The sequence below is a fragment of the Kangsaoukella pontilimi genome (assembly GCF_009830125.1).
Lineage (GTDB): Bacteria > Pseudomonadota > Alphaproteobacteria > Rhodobacterales > Rhodobacteraceae > Kangsaoukella > Kangsaoukella pontilimi.
Map to the genome: position 1 here is coordinate 768,046 of NZ_WUPT01000001.1, position 13,720 is coordinate 781,765.

General features: G+C 64.9%; 16 protein-coding genes. 10 read left to right on the top strand and 6 right to left on the bottom strand.

Features of this window, described 5'->3' with window-relative positions; all coding sequences use genetic code 11:
* Window positions 1-34: 34 nt before the first annotated feature.
* Genes GQ651_RS03880 through ccmI form a run of 3 tightly spaced genes read right to left on the bottom strand, consistent with a single transcriptional unit; the run spans window position 35 to window position 1,985 of the window.
* Window positions 35-277 carry a DUF1289 domain-containing protein gene (locus tag GQ651_RS03880; RefSeq protein WP_160762890.1) on the bottom strand — a complete coding sequence of 81 codons (243 nt, stop codon included), beginning with the start codon at window positions 275-277 and terminating at the stop codon, window positions 35-37.
* Complete coding sequence (gene ruvX / locus GQ651_RS03885; protein WP_160762891.1) at window positions 274-750, bottom strand: Holliday junction resolvase RuvX; 477 nt, start codon at window positions 748-750, stop codon at window positions 274-276. The genes GQ651_RS03880 and ruvX overlap by 4 nt, the downstream gene beginning before the upstream one ends.
* Window positions 747-1,985, bottom strand: a complete 1,239-nt coding sequence (ccmI, locus tag GQ651_RS03890) for a c-type cytochrome biogenesis protein CcmI (RefSeq protein WP_160762892.1) — start codon at window positions 1,983-1,985, stop codon at window positions 747-749. The genes ruvX and ccmI overlap by 4 nt, the downstream gene beginning before the upstream one ends.
* A 206-nt stretch (window positions 1,986-2,191) precedes the next feature.
* Here ccmI and GQ651_RS03895 point away from each other — a divergent pair, with 206 nt between their 5' ends.
* Window positions 2,192-3,439: a sarcosine oxidase subunit beta family protein gene (locus GQ651_RS03895; RefSeq protein WP_160762893.1), complete on the top strand. Its 1,248-nt coding sequence runs from the start codon at window positions 2,192-2,194 to the stop codon at window positions 3,437-3,439.
* A gap of 62 nt (window positions 3,440-3,501) precedes the next feature.
* Here the strand turns inward: GQ651_RS03895 and GQ651_RS18880 are convergent, their stop codons facing one another.
* Window positions 3,502-3,630, bottom strand: coding sequence for a hypothetical protein (locus GQ651_RS18880; RefSeq protein ID WP_264464681.1), 129 nt, complete (start codon window positions 3,628-3,630; stop codon window positions 3,502-3,504).
* 104 nt (window positions 3,631-3,734) lie between these two features.
* Between GQ651_RS18880 and GQ651_RS03900 the strand changes: the two genes are divergently transcribed.
* A complete protein-coding gene (locus GQ651_RS03900; RefSeq protein WP_160762894.1) occupies window positions 3,735-3,917 on the top strand; it encodes a hypothetical protein in 183 nt (60 codons plus the stop codon).
* Between the two features lie 13 nt (window positions 3,918-3,930).
* Here the strand turns inward: GQ651_RS03900 and GQ651_RS03905 are convergent, their stop codons facing one another.
* On the bottom strand, window positions 3,931-4,089 hold the full coding sequence (locus tag GQ651_RS03905) for a hypothetical protein (protein ID WP_160762895.1): 159 nt from the start codon (window positions 4,087-4,089) through the stop codon (window positions 3,931-3,933).
* A 122-nt stretch (window positions 4,090-4,211) separates the two neighbouring features.
* On the opposite strand from GQ651_RS03905, the gene GQ651_RS03910 reads away from it, so the two are divergent.
* The 6 genes from GQ651_RS03910 to GQ651_RS03935 all read left to right on the top strand — a co-directional run bounded on the left by GQ651_RS03910 (window position 4,212) and on the right by GQ651_RS03935 (window position 9,615).
* Window positions 4,212-4,541, top strand: coding sequence for a sarcosine oxidase subunit delta (locus tag GQ651_RS03910; protein ID WP_160762896.1), 330 nt, complete (start codon window positions 4,212-4,214; stop codon window positions 4,539-4,541).
* A complete protein-coding gene (locus GQ651_RS03915) occupies window positions 4,538-7,522 on the top strand; it encodes a sarcosine oxidase subunit alpha family protein (protein ID WP_160762897.1) in 2,985 nt (994 codons plus the stop codon). The genes GQ651_RS03910 and GQ651_RS03915 overlap by 4 nt, the downstream gene beginning before the upstream one ends.
* Window positions 7,515-8,090, top strand: coding sequence for a sarcosine oxidase subunit gamma (locus GQ651_RS03920; RefSeq protein WP_160762898.1), 576 nt, complete (start codon window positions 7,515-7,517; stop codon window positions 8,088-8,090). The genes GQ651_RS03915 and GQ651_RS03920 overlap by 8 nt, the downstream gene beginning before the upstream one ends.
* Before the next feature lie 116 nt (window positions 8,091-8,206).
* Window positions 8,207-8,806 (top strand): superoxide dismutase, encoded by a 600-nt coding sequence (locus GQ651_RS03925; protein ID WP_160762899.1) that lies wholly within the window; start codon window positions 8,207-8,209, stop codon window positions 8,804-8,806.
* Window positions 8,807-8,930: 124 nt separating this feature from the next.
* Window positions 8,931-9,173: a hypothetical protein gene (locus GQ651_RS03930; protein WP_160762900.1), complete on the top strand. Its 243-nt coding sequence runs from the start codon at window positions 8,931-8,933 to the stop codon at window positions 9,171-9,173.
* Entirely contained in the window at window positions 9,160-9,615 is a 456-nt protein-coding gene (locus tag GQ651_RS03935) for a VLRF1 family aeRF1-type release factor (RefSeq protein ID WP_160762901.1), read from the top strand. The genes GQ651_RS03930 and GQ651_RS03935 overlap by 14 nt, the downstream gene beginning before the upstream one ends.
* Before the next feature lie 40 nt (window positions 9,616-9,655).
* On the opposite strand, the gene GQ651_RS03940 is transcribed toward GQ651_RS03935, so the two are convergent.
* Window positions 9,656-10,216: an LOG family protein gene (locus GQ651_RS03940; RefSeq protein ID WP_160762902.1), complete on the bottom strand. Its 561-nt coding sequence runs from the start codon at window positions 10,214-10,216 to the stop codon at window positions 9,656-9,658.
* 128 nt (window positions 10,217-10,344) lie between these two features.
* On the opposite strand from GQ651_RS03940, the gene GQ651_RS19020 reads away from it, so the two are divergent.
* Together GQ651_RS19020 and GQ651_RS03950 are read left to right on the top strand one after the other, a co-directional pair.
* Window positions 10,345-11,808, top strand: a complete 1,464-nt coding sequence (locus GQ651_RS19020) for a LysM peptidoglycan-binding domain-containing protein (RefSeq protein WP_160762903.1) — start codon at window positions 10,345-10,347, stop codon at window positions 11,806-11,808.
* A gap of 55 nt (window positions 11,809-11,863) precedes the next feature.
* On the top strand, window positions 11,864-13,702 hold the full coding sequence (locus GQ651_RS03950; protein WP_160762904.1) for an ABCB family ABC transporter ATP-binding protein/permease: 1,839 nt from the start codon (window positions 11,864-11,866) through the stop codon (window positions 13,700-13,702).
* Window positions 13,703-13,720 lie beyond the last annotated feature (18 nt).

Sequence of the window (13,720 nt, forward strand, 5' to 3'; positions counted from 1 at the left end):
CCGCGCGGGGAGTATTTTCGCCAAGAAGAAGGTGTCAGGAGGTGCGCCGGGCCAAGCGGGCAGCACGGCCCCCCTTGCGGGTCCGAGGCTGGGATTTTGCGCGCTCGGGAAGGGCCTCGATGATATCGCGCCGGGCCTCGGGCGACATCCGGGACCATCCGGCGATCTCGTCTGCCGTGCGGTGACAGCCGAGGCAGAGCCGCGTGTCGGGATTGAGCACGCACACACGGATGCAGGGGCTTTCGATCTCGTTCCGGCGCCAGACGGTGTCGGTCATTGGCTGCGCTCCATGTGGCTGAGGCGGTCGAGGGCGCCCTGCAGAATGTAGGATGCCGCCACGTGGTCGATGACCTCGCTCCGGCGCTTGCGACTGGTGTCGGCTTCGAGGAGCGCGCGTTCGGCGGCCACCGTCGAGAGGCGTTCGTCCCAGAAGCCAATGGGCAGGTCGGTGCGCCCGGAGAGGTTCTGGGCGAAGGCGCGGGTCGACTGGCAGCGGGGACCCTCGCTGCCGTCCATGTTGAGCGGCAGGCCAAGGATGATGCCGGTAATGGCGCGGTCCCCGGCAATTGCGAGAAGCCGATCCGCGTCGATCCCGAATTTCTTGCGCCGGATCGTCTCGAGCGGGGTGGCGACGCTGCGCATCCCGTCGGTGACCGCGACGCCGATGGTCTCGGTCCCAAGATCGAGGCCCATCAGAGCGCCAAAGGACGGCAGGCGGCCTGCGAAATCCGCGATATCGTCGGTGATCATTGGCCGGCGCCCCCGGCATTCCGCATCGCGTCCTGGCTGGCCGAGCGGATCATGCGGATCGCGTCCTCATTGCCTTCGAAGGCGGTTTCGGCCTCTTCGGCGATGCGCCCCGCGCGTTCGGCCTGTCCCAGAACACCGAGGGCGCGGATCAGGCGTGCCCAGTCTTCGGCCGGTCCGCCATCGGTGGCAAGACGGTCGGCAAGACCCGCGACCATTCCCCGGATCATCTCGTCGCGGTCCTCGGCGCTCATGTCTTCTGCTGCGGCGATATCGGCAGCACTTGGCCCCCGGCGCTCGGGCGGGACGTAATCGACACCGGCGGCAGCGGCGATGGCGCGGATTTCGCCTTCGATGACGGGCATCCACGGTGCGTCAGGGGGGCTTTGTTCGTAGAGGCGGCGCCAGATCGGGAACGCACGGTCAGGGCGCCCGCTCTGCACTTCGACAAGGCCACGGTAGTAGAGAACCTCACCCCGGCCGGGCGCCACCGTTTCGAGATCACGGAGGACGGCCTCGGCATCGGTGCTGACGGTGCCTGCGGCGGTGAACACCATGAGATCGAGAAGAGCGAGACGCTGGTCCAGCGGCGCGTTCCCGTCGTAGCTGGCAACCAGCGCTTCCTGCGCGGCGCGTGCGGCCGAGAGATTGCCGAGCCGTGCCTCGTTCTGAGCCAGAAGCGTCAGGCCCTCGCGGTCATCGGGGCGTTCGGCGACCGCGGCGCGCAGCTGTTCCATGAGTGTGTTGAATTCGGGCGTCGCTTCGCGTGGCGGAGGCAGAACGCCGGCGGCCTGTGCTTCGGCTTCGGCCTCGGCCTGCGTCGGGCGGAGCGCACGGGCAGCTTCGGCTTCGGCCAGGCGTTGGGCGAGGGGGCGGTCACCGTAGCCGGGCGCGCCGATCGTGGAATAAAGCGCAAGGCCGCCCACCAGTACGATCGCGAAAACGAGGATCGCGCCGAGAATGCCGGCACGGTCGCTGGCGGCAGGAGCCGACGGGGCGGCGCGGCGGTCGGCGTCGAGCAGGCGGCGGGAGACTTCGACGCGAACGGCCTCGGCCTCGGCCTCGGTCAGGACGCCGCGCGCGAGATCCCGGTCCACTTCCGCCAGCTGGTCGCGATAGACCGCCATGTCGGAGGCTTGCGGCGTCACGCCCCGATCCACCCGCGCGGCACGGATCGCACCGGCCAGAATGGCTGTGACGGCGATGACGATGATCCCGGCGATGATCCAGAAAAGCATGCGGTCCTCCTCAGGCCCACATAAACATGACCCATGCGGGACGAAAGGGGAAAGCGGCATTCTGCCCCCTGTCGCATCGCCGCGGCGCGCATGTCGCATAACCGTGTTCGAGCGCCGTTTGTCGCCTTTTCATTGCCCCGGAATTTGGCAAGAAACAGGGGCGCACCGCCGGGCTTCCCCGGGCGAGTCGAAGGAGCATTTGGCCGATGACCCGATATTCCGCATTTGCCGTCGCACGCGAAGCGTTCCGCGACCATCAGGGCTGGACCCGTGCCTGGGCCAGCCCCGAACCGAAACGCAAATACGATGTGATCATCATCGGCGCGGGCGGGCACGGGCTGGCGACGGCCTATTATCTCGGCAAGAACCACGGCATCCGGAACGTGGCCATTCTGGAAAAGGGATGGCTGGGCGGCGGCAACACGGGGCGGAACACAACGATCATCCGCTCGAACTATCTTCAGGACCCGTCAGCCGCGATCTATGAGAAGGCGCGCTCGCTTTACGAGGACCTGAGCCAGGATCTGAACTACAACGTCATGTTCAGCCCGCGCGGCGTCATGATGCTGGCCCAGACCGAGCACGAGGTCCGGGGTTACAAGCGCACCGCCTATGCAAACGCGCTGCAGGGGGTGAAGACCGAATTCATTTCGCCCGCACGCGTCAAGGAGTTTTGCCCGATCATCGAGATCCGGGGGCCGCGCTATCCGGTTCTGGGTGCGCTCTGGCAGGCGCGGGGCGGCACGGCGCGGCACGATGCGGTGGCCTGGGGCTATGCCCGGAAATGCTCGGAAATGGGCATGGACGTGATCCAGAAATGCGAGGTCACAGGGATCCGCTCGGACGGCGGTGTCGTGAAGGGCGTGACCACCAACCGGGGCGATATCGACTGCGACAAGCTGGGGATCGTCGTTGCGGGGCATTCGGGCCATGTAGCGGACATGGCGGGCTTCCGTCTGCCGATCGAGTCGGTGGCGCTTCAGGCGCTCGTCAGCGAGCCGATCAAGCCCTGCATGGACGTCGTCGTCATGGCCAATACGGTCCACGGCTACATGAGCCAGTCCGACAAGGGCGAGATGGTGATTGGTGGCGGTGCTGACGGCTACAACAACTATACGCAGCGCGGCTCTTTCCACCATATCGAGGAGACGGTGCGCGCGCTGAACGAGACCTTCCCGATTATCTCGCGTCTGAAAATGTTGCGCATGTGGGGCGGGATCGTGGACATGACGGGCGACCGCTCGCCCATCATCTCACCGACGCCGCTTGGCAATTGCTTTATCAACTGTGGCTGGGGAACGGGGGGCTTCAAGGCCATTCCGGGCTCGGGTTGGGCAACGGCCGAGATGATCGCAAAGGGTGCGTCGGGGCCGCTCGCCGCCGAGTTCGGTCTGGACAGGTTCCGCGAAGGCCGGTTCATCGACGAAAGCGTTGCGGCCGGGGTGGCACATTGATGGGTGTCGCGGACGCCCATTCGGCATCGCGGCCTAATATGGGGCCAGGGGTGGCTGTCGCGCTACTTGCGCGGCAACCGGGGTTTCTTGTTGCGGCTACGATCCTTGGGGGTGTCGAAGCCGCGCCAAACGGCGATGGCCGCTCCGGCAAGGAGCACCGCGAGGGGTGCGATCTGAAGATACGGTTTCATAATCGCGACCTATGCCTGCCGATTGCGGCGCGCAAGTGGCATCGGGACTTGATCGTTCTGCCAAGCGACATATTTGCCGCTGCAGAGGAAAAAGGACCGAACCGTTGCGCATTCTCGACCGACTGCCGGACGCTGAAACCATCCACCGCCGCCGTGGCGCCATCGCAGGATTTGTCGCGGGCATCTTCGTGCCGCTCGTCCTGGCGGGGCTGCTTCTCGTATCGTTCCGGGGCTACGGAATCGCGGACGAACCGCCGCAGATGCCGCCGGTCTACACGAACTTCTGATCTTCCTTCGCTGTCATTTGGACGGCCAGTCGTTGCCGCTGGCGCGCGGGAAGCTCGCCTTCTTCAGGCTCTCCGGGTCGATCGGGTCGCGCTTTGCAGCACGTCGCGCCTGAAAGGCGTTGAGCGGCAAGAGCGCGCCGATCAGGCCGATCACGAACAGAAACCCCTTCATACACACTCCGGTCGCGTTGTCATGGCGTCGCACTTCGCGGGGCAGTCTATTCGAATGCCTGCGAATGACAAAGCCAGCGCGCGCCTGTCCGGAAGCGCATCGGCAAGAAAGGCCCCGCTGTCATGCTGATCCTAGACTGTCCCTATTGCGGCATCGCCTGCGACGAGACCGAACTTTCCCCCGGAGGCGAGGCGCATCTGACGCGCTTCGGTCCCGGCTCGTCGGAAGACGAGTTCGAAGGCTATCTCTTCATGCGGGAAAACCCGCGCGGCGTTCATTTCGAGCGCTGGCGCCACGCCCATGGTTGCGGCAAGTGGTTCCACGCAGCCCGTGACACGATGACCATGGAAGTTTTCGGCACCTATCCGGCGCAAACGACCGAACCGCCTGCAGAGCTGCGCAAGACCATCTCCGAGAAACGGCCCGGCTGGTCGTGGAGGGACTTTTCATGAGCCATCGTCTGTCCACCGGCGGCCGCCTGATCGACCGGTCCGAGCGCCGCAGTTTCCGGTTCAACGGAAAGACCATGACCGGCTTCGCGGGCGACACGCTCGCCGCGGCGCTTCTGGGCAGCGGTCAGACCCTTGTCGGGCGGTCGTTCAAGTATCACCGTCCGCGCGGCATCGTGACGAGCGGCGGCGAGGAACCGAACGCGCTGATGAACCTCGGCACCGCCAAGACCTTCGAGCCGAACGCGCGCGCCACTACGACCGAGCTTTTCGACGGGCTGACGGCCGAAAGCCAGAACCACTGGCCCAGCCTCGAATTCGACGTGGGCGAGATCAACGCGAAGCTCTCGCGTTTTCTGCCCGCCGGGTTCTACTACAAGACGTTCCTCTGGCCGCGCGCCTTCTGGAAACATGTCTACGAGCCGGTCATCCGGGCCTCTGCGGGTCTGGGCAAGGCGCCGCGCCACCGGGATGCGGATCATTACGAATACATGCATGTCACCACCGACGTCCTCGTGGTCGGCGGCGGCATCGCCGGTCTCACGGCGGCCAAGGCCGCCGCCGTGAGCGGCGCCGAAGTCATGCTGGTCGAACAGACCGCCAATTGGGGCGGCCGCGCGCCTGTCGATGGCGCTGTGATCGACGGGCAGCCCGCCGAAGACTGGGTCGCCGCGACGGTGGCCGAGCTCGAGGCGATGCCGAATGTGCGTCTTCGGACCCGCGCCATGGGGGCAGGGGTCTATGACCACGGTTATTCGCTGGTCTATGAGCGCCTGACGGACCACGCCCCTGACCCGAGCCGCCCGCGTCATCGGCTCTGGAAGGTGCGCGCCGGCCGGATCGTCACTGCGACCGGCTCCATCGAGCGGCCCTTGTCCTTCGCGGGCAACGACCTGCCCGGTGTCATGCTCGCTGCCGCCGTGCGCGACTATGTCGTGAATTATGGTGTCGCGCCCGGCAAACGCACGGTCGTTGTGACCAACAACGATGACGGCTATCGCACCGCGCTTGCGCTGAAAGAGGCGGGGCTGGAAGTGCCTGTCGTGCTGGACGCGCGCAAGCAGGCCACCGGCCCGCTGGCCGACGCCGCGCGCGAGGCGGGCATCCGCGTCGCTGCCGGTCGCGGCATTGCCAAGGTGACTGGCAAAGGCAAGGTCGAGGTCGTGCACATCTGCGATCAGGCGGGTGCGGGTGCCGTCGTCGAAGAGGTCCGCGCCGATTGCGTCGCCATGTCGGGCGGCTGGTCGCCGGTCGTGCATCTCTGGTCCCATTGCGGCGGCAAGCTCACTTGGGATGACGAGAACGCCTGCTTCCGGCCCGACCCCGACCGCGCGCCCACCGGGGCCGACGGTACGCCATTTGTGGCCGCCGCCGGTGCCGCCAACGGTGCCGTGACGACCGCCGAGGTTCTGGCCGATGCCTGGGCCGCGGGAGGCGGATCGGGCGAGGCACCGAAGGCGGACGCGGAAGACCGTCAGCCGATGATGCCCGTCTGGGCCATGCCCGCACAGGCGCCCTATGCGTTGCGCGCGAAGTCATGGCTCGATTTCCAGAACGACGTGAAGGTGACGGACGTGGAGCTTGCCGCGCGCGAAGGCTTCCAGTCAGTCGAGCACACCAAGCGTTACACCACGCTCGGCATGGCGACGGATCAGGGGAAACTGTCCAACATCAACGGTCTGGCAGTCCTTGCCCGCGAGTTGGGCGAGGATATCCCTGCCGTCGGGACCACCACATTCCGTCCGCCATACACGCCGATCTCGATGGGTGCGATCGGTGGCGAGGCGCGGGGCGAGTTGTTCCAGCCGGTCCGCCGCACGCCGATCCACGACTGGCACGAGGAAAACGGCGCGCATTGGGAACCGGTCGGTCACTGGCGCCGTCCCTATGCCTTTCCGAAAGAGGGCGAGAGCACACATGACGCCGTCACCCGCGAGGTGCGGGCGACGCGCGAGCGTGTGGGCCTTCTGGACGCCTCGACACTCGGCAAGCTGATCGTCAAGGGGCCGGATGCGGGCCGCTTCCTCGACATGCTTTACACCAACATGATGTCGACCCTGCCGGTGGGCAAATGCCGGTACGGGCTGATGTGCACCGAAAACGGCTTCCTGACAGATGACGGCGTCGTCGCGCGGCTCTCCGACGACGCGTGGCTCTGCCACACGACGACCGGCGGTGCAGATCGCATCCACGCCCATATGGAGGAATGGCTCCAGACCGAGTGGTGGGACTGGAAGGTCTACGTGGCAAACGTGACCGAGCAATATGCGCAGGTGGCCGTGGTCGGCCCGAAAGCGCGTGAGGTTCTTCAGGCGCTCGGCGGTGACATGGACCTGTCGAAAGAGGCGCTGCCCTTCATGCAGTGGGCCGAAGGGCGGATCGGCGATTTCGACGCGCGCGTCTTCCGCATCTCGTTCTCGGGCGAGCTGTCCTATGAGGTCGCCGTGCCGGCGAGCCAGGGTCGCGCCTTCTGGGATGCGCTTCTCGATGCGGGCCGGAAGCATAGCATCACGCCTTATGGGACCGAGGCGCTTCACGTCATGCGGGCCGAGAAAGGCTTCATCATGATCGGGGACGAGACCGACGGCACGGTGATCCCGCAGGATCTGGGGCTGAACTGGGCGATCTCAAAGAAGAAAGAGGACTATCTCGGCAAACGCGCGCAAGAGAGGGATCACATGACCGATCCGCTCCGCTGGAAGCTGGTGGGTCTTGAGACGCTCGACGGCTCGGTCATCCCCGACGGTGCCTATGCCGCCGAAGAGGGGCTGAACCTCAACGGTCAGCGCAAGACCGAGGGCCGCGTGACCTCGACCTACTATTCGCCGACGCTGGACCGTGGCATCGCGATGGGCCTGGTCGAGCGTGGGCCGGACCGCATGGGCGAGGTCATCGACTTCCCTCTCATCGGCGGCGGGTCGGTCAAGGCCAAGATCGTCAGCCCGGTCTTCTATGACCCGGACGGGGAGAAGCAGAATGTCTGACAGGATTAGCGCACTGCCCGGCGCGGCATCATCGGGCAGCATCCGCGTGGAAGAAGCCGGGCTTCAGGGCATGGTCACGATCCGCGGCGATCTGGGAGACAAGGGGGTCTCGGACGCTCTCAAAAAGGTTGTCGGTCTGACAGTCCCGGAAAAGGGACAGCGGGGGGCAGGGGATGGTATGGCATTGCTCTGGATGTCGCCGGACGAGCTCATGCTGACTGCCGCACATTCCGAAGCTCCGGATCTCGTCACCAAGCTTGGCGATGCGCTGTCCGGTCACCACCACCTGGTTTGCAACGTCTCTGATGCGCGCGCCGTCTTTCGTCTGACCGGCGAGGGCGCGGCGATCCGCGACGCTCTTGCCAAGCTGACGCCCGCTGACCTGCGGCCCTCGGCTCTGCCGGTGGGGATGGTGCGCCGGACGCGTCTGGCGCAGGTCGCGGCGGCAGTCTGGTTCGAAGACGAGGGAACGGCGACGGTCGTCTGTTTCAGGTCCGTCGCTGCCTATGTCTTCGGTCTTCTCGCCAATGCGTCGAAACCGGGTGCCGAGGTCGGCTATTTTCGGTGATAGAAAGGAACAAGCGCGCGGCCCGGCCCGTTAATTCTTTGAAACCGGCTTGACCCTGCGTCCTCTTGGACACAGGTAAAGGCCCAAGCGACGCGACCAACCGAAAGAGGGACCCAATGGCTTTTGAACTTCCTGATCTGCCCTATGCACATGACGCGCTTGCCTCGAAAGGCATGAGCGCCGAGACGCTCGAATATCACCATGACCTGCACCACAAGGCCTATGTCGACAACGGCAACAAGCTGATTGACGGCACCGAGTGGGACGGCAAGTCCATGGAAGAGATCATCAAGGGCACCTACGACGCCAGCGCCGTCGCCCAGTCCGGTATCTTCAACAACATCAGCCAGCTTTGGAACCACAACCAGTTCTGGGAGATGATGGGCCCCGGCGACAGCAAAATGCCGGGTGAACTGGAGCAGGCGCTGACCGAAAACTTCGGATCGGTGGACGCTTTCAAGAAGGAATTCGCCGCCGCCGGTGCTGGTCAGTTCGGCTCGGGCTGGGCTTGGCTCGTCAAGGACAGCGACGGCAGCCTCAAGGTGACCAAGACCGAGAACGGCGTGAACCCCGTCTGCTTTGGTCAGACCGCCCTTCTGGGCTGCGACGTGTGGGAGCATTCCTACTACATCGACTTCCGGAACAAGCGCCCGGCCTATCTGGACAACTTCCTGGAAAACCTCGTGAACTGGGAAAACGTCGCAAGCCGCATGTAAGCCCCTTTCAAGGCTTGGAAAAACGGGGTCGCACCTTGGTGCGGCCCTTTTTTCATGTCCGGATTTCTCGGAACTGTCATCGGGGGGAGCGGGTTTCTCTCACAGATGAAATGGAGGTTCGGAAATGGCTGAGAGACACAGATCGAAAGACGGCCGGAGCGAGACCGAGGAACTGCTGGAAGATATCGAAACGCCCAGTCAGCAAGGACGGGCGCAGGGCAATCTCGAGCGCAAGGTCGGCACCCGCGACGAGGAGCGTCAGATCGAAAAGGGCGATGTCACGACCCGCGTTCTGAAGTCCGACGAAAAAGGCCAGGGCGATCTTGGCGGTCACCACGGGACGGGAGACAACGATGAGCATTCTTGAGAACGGAACATGGGTTTTGGTGGCTGACGGGCAGAAGGCCCTCATCCTTGAAAACCTCACCGACGGCGAGGACCCGCATCTCGACGTGACGGATGAAGAAACGAAAGAGAACCCGCAGACCCAGGACTGGGCGGCGAACCGGCGTGGACGCGTGCAGCAAAGCGCCAACGTGGGCAGCCACGCCTATTCGGACACCGACTGGCACGAGTTCGAGAAGGACAGATTTGCCAAGGACTTGGCGGACATTCTTTACAAGAAAGCTCACGCCGGAGAATTCGACCGTATCGTCCTTGTCGCCTCTCCCCAGGTGCTGGGCGTCCTTCGCGACGAACTGCACGACGAAGTGAAGAGCAAGATCGTGGGTGAGATCGACAAGACGCTGACCAACCATCCGGTGAACGAGATCGAAGAAATCGTGAAGTCGGAGTTGAAGGCGGCCTGATCAGGCATCTCGCAGAATGACAGAGCGCCCGTCTGAGTCTTCAGGCGGGCGTTCCCTTTTCCAGAACGGCCACAAGGTCATCGACGGTCGCAGCAACGGTAAACAGCCCCCGCAGCGTTTCCGCGGCAAAACCCTCATGGATCACATGTTCTACAAGGGCGACAAGAGGTTGCCAGTAACCGTTCACGTCCAGAAGGACGATGGGCTTGGCGTGCAGACCGAGCTGAGCCCATGTCAGAACCTCGAAAAATTCGTCCAGCGACCCCGCGCCGCCGGGCAGAACGGCGACAGCATCGGCATTCATGAACATCACCTTCTTTCGCTCGTGCATGGTCTCGGTGATGACGCGGTCGCCGAAGGCGCGGCGCGGCGCTTCGGTGGACAAGAGATGGGTCGGAATGACGCCAAGGGTCGGCGCGCCCGCGGTTGTCGCCGCATCCGCCACCGCCCCCATCAGCCCCACATCGCCCGCGCCATAGACCAGTCGCCAGCCGCGTGCCGCGATGGATCGGCCGAGCTCCGTCGCCGCGTCCCGGTACGCCGGATCGGCCCCGTCGCGAGAGCCACAATAGACGCAAAGCGAGAACGGGCGGTCTGTCATGGTCCAAATCCTTCTGGCGAAAGGGGTTTTGACCCCTGATAGCGGCGTTGCTATGGTCTCTCAAGCGCGGTGGGGACAAGTTGATGCCGCGCTCAAAGGGATGGGGCCCCGGTACAGGAGACGATCGGGTGAAAGGGACATGGGTTGGCGGCGCTCTGGCCGTCATTATCGCGATCTTGCTGATCGTCTATTTCGCGCTGCGCGACACCGATGAGGTGCCGGTTGCAGCGGTCCCCGAGGCATCCGAACCAGTGCCTGCGCCGGTCGTGATCGACAGCGGAAGCGAGCCGTCTCCGGCGCCAGAGGATAGCGCCGACGCTGTGTCTGACGACGAGTCGGACGCAGAAGCCTCAGGGAAAGAGGTATCCGACATCGCCGCCGCCGAGCCCGCACAGGCCGCCGACACCGACGCTGAACCCGCCCGACCCTCCGCCACATTCGACATCGTACGCGTCGAGCCGGATGGCGAGACCGTTATCGCGGGGCGGGCCTCGCCCGGGTCGACCGTGACGGTGCTTCTGGACGGAGAGCCGGTAGGCGAGGCGCTGGTCGGACCGGATGGCGGCTTCGTGGCGCTTCTGTCGCTTGGCCGGTCGGACCGGCCCCGCGTCGTGTCTCTGTCAGAGGTCTTTGCCGATGGCAGCGAGATGATCGCCGAGGCGACCATCATCCTCGCGCCGAGCCCCGAGATCATGGTCGCCGAGGCGGACCCCGCGGCGGCGCCGACTGAAGCGCCCACGACCGAAACAGCCGGTGATGCGTCAGCGACCGTCGAGCCAACCCAAGCGGATGAGACAGTCGCAAACGCCCCCGCCGCGCCCGCCGAGACCGTCATCTCCGACCAGCAGGCTACTGAGGAAGTGACCGAAGGCACCGCGACCGAAAGCGTTTCGGGCGAAGACATCGCGGCGGCAGACGAACCACTCACCGAAACGCCGGTTTCGGAAAGCGCTGAAGGGACTGGCGCAGCTGAGGTGGCTGCAGCGCCCGAGACCGCGCCCGATGCACCCGCCACATCCCCGGTCAGCCAAAACGCGCCCGAGCAACTTTCGGCCCCGACCGTTCTTCTGGCCGACAGCACCGGCGTGCGCGTCCTGCAATCCGCAGGTGACGCGCCCGAGGTGCAGGACAACGTTTCCATCGACGCGATCAGCTATGACAGCGAGGGCGAGGTGGCGGTGACGGGCCGGTCGACCGGCTCGACCTCGGTGAGGGTCTATCTGGACAACCGCCCGCTTCTGGACGCGCCAATCGAGGCCGATGGCGGATGGCGGGCCGACCTGCCCGAGATCGACACCGGCACCTACACGCTCAGGGTCGACGAACTGAACGACGCGGGCCAAGTCGTGAGCCGGGCCGAAACGCCCTTCCGCCGCGAGGCGGTCGAGGCCATTCGCGCGCTTGACGATGGCCGGACCGAGCGCGCGCCGGTGGCCCTGGTCACGGTTCAGCCCGGCAACACGCTTTGGGGCATCGCGCGCGAGCGCTATGGCGAGGGCATTCTCTATGTCCGCGTCTTCGAGGCCAACACCGACCGCATTCGCAATCCCGACCTGATCTATCCCGGACAGATCTTCACCGTGCCCGAGTGATCTGGCCATTCCTGCGGCGTGGCTCTAGGGTCGCGCGGCAGCGGAGAAGACAGGCATGAGCGATACCTTTTCGGCCGAACGCGAGCGCAGGAGCGGCCTGCGCACGATACGCAAGGTCGCCCCTTATCTCTGGCCCGACGGCATGGGTTGGGTGAAGCGCCGCGTGGTCCTGTCCATGCTGGCTCTGCTGGTGGCCAAGGTGATCTCGGTTTCGACGCCTTTCTTCTACAAAGCCGCCGTCGATGCGCTGGCGGGCGAGGGCGCGGACCCCGCCTGGGCGCTTGGCCTCGGAGCAGTCGGGCTGACCGTGGCCTACGGGCTGGCGCGTCTGATGGGCGTGGGCTTCCAGCAGGTGCAGAACATGATCTTCGCCGCTGTGGGCCAGCGGGCGCTGAGGCAACTGGCGCTCGAGACCTTCACCCATATCCACCGCTTGAGTATGCGCTACCACATCACGCGCAAGACCGGCGGGCTGAGCCGGATCATCGAGCGCGGGGTCAAGGGCGTCGAGTTCCTGCTTCGCTTCCTCCTGTTCTCCATCGGCCCGCTGGTGCTGGAGCTTGCGCTCATCGGGATCATCCTGGCCGTGGTCTTCGACTGGACCTATCTGGCCATCGTGGCGGTCACCATCGGAATCTACATCTGGTTCACCTTCGCCGTCACCGAGTGGCGCGTGAAGATCCGCAAGGAGATGAACGAGCAGGATACCGACGCCAACCAGAAGGCCATCGACAGCCTGCTGAACTTTGAGACCGTCAAGTATTTCGGCGCCGAGGCGCGCGAGGCCGAGCGCTATGACGGGGCGATGGAGCGCTATGTCGCCGCCGCCCTCAAGACGCAATACACGCTCGGCTTCCTGAACTTCGGCCAGTCCTTCCTTATCACCTGCGGGCTGGTGGGCGTAATGGTGCTTGCCGCCATGGGCGTCGCGGACGGGCGGCTGACCGTGGGCGATTTCGTGATGGTGAACGCCTACATGATCCAGATCACCATGCCGCTGAACTTCCTTGGCACGGTCTATCGCGAAATCCGACAGAGCCTTATCGACATGGGCGACATGTTCGATCTGTTGGAGCAACCGCAGGAGGTCAGCGACAAGCCGGGCGCAAAGGCTCTCAAGGTCACGGGCGGAGAGGTCTCCTTCGAGGATGTGCATTTCGGCTACGACCCGGCGCGGCCCATCCTGAAGGGGGTTACGCTGCATGTGCCGGCCGGTCAGACGGTGGCCATTGTCGGCCCGTCGGGGTCTGGCAAGTCGACCATAGGTCGGCTTTTATTCCGTTTCTACGACGTGGGCGGTGGCGCGCTGAAGATCGACGGGCAGGACGTGCGCGACGTGACCCAGGACAGCCTCCACGCCCAGATCGGCGTAGTGCCGCAGGACACGGTGCTCTTCAACGACACCATTTTCTACAACATCGCCTATGGCCGCCCCGAAGCGACCCGCGCTGAGGTGATCGAGGCTGCCCGCGCCGCCAAGATCGACACCTTCATCGAAAGTCTGCCCGAAGGCTATCAGACCGCCGTGGGCGAGCGCGGTCTCAAGCTCTCCGGCGGCGAGAAGCAGCGTGTGGGTATCGCCCGGACGCTCCTCAAAAATCCTCCGATCCTGCTTCTGGACGAGGCGACGAGCGCGCTCGACACCGAGACCGAAGTGGAAATCCAGAGCGAGCTGAAAGCCATGGGCAAAGGCCGGACGGTCCTTACAATCGCGCATCGTCTCTCAACGATTGCGGATGCGGATCGGATCGTCGTTCTCGAAAAGGGCGTCATCGTGGAAGAAGGCACGCATGACGAACTGTTGGCGGCCGAGGGCCGGTACTATGGCCTCTGGCAGCGGCAGGCCTCCGGCGAAGAGGATGAGGACCGGTCAGTTGTCAGAGAGGCGGGCTAGGGCCGTCCTGACAGGCGA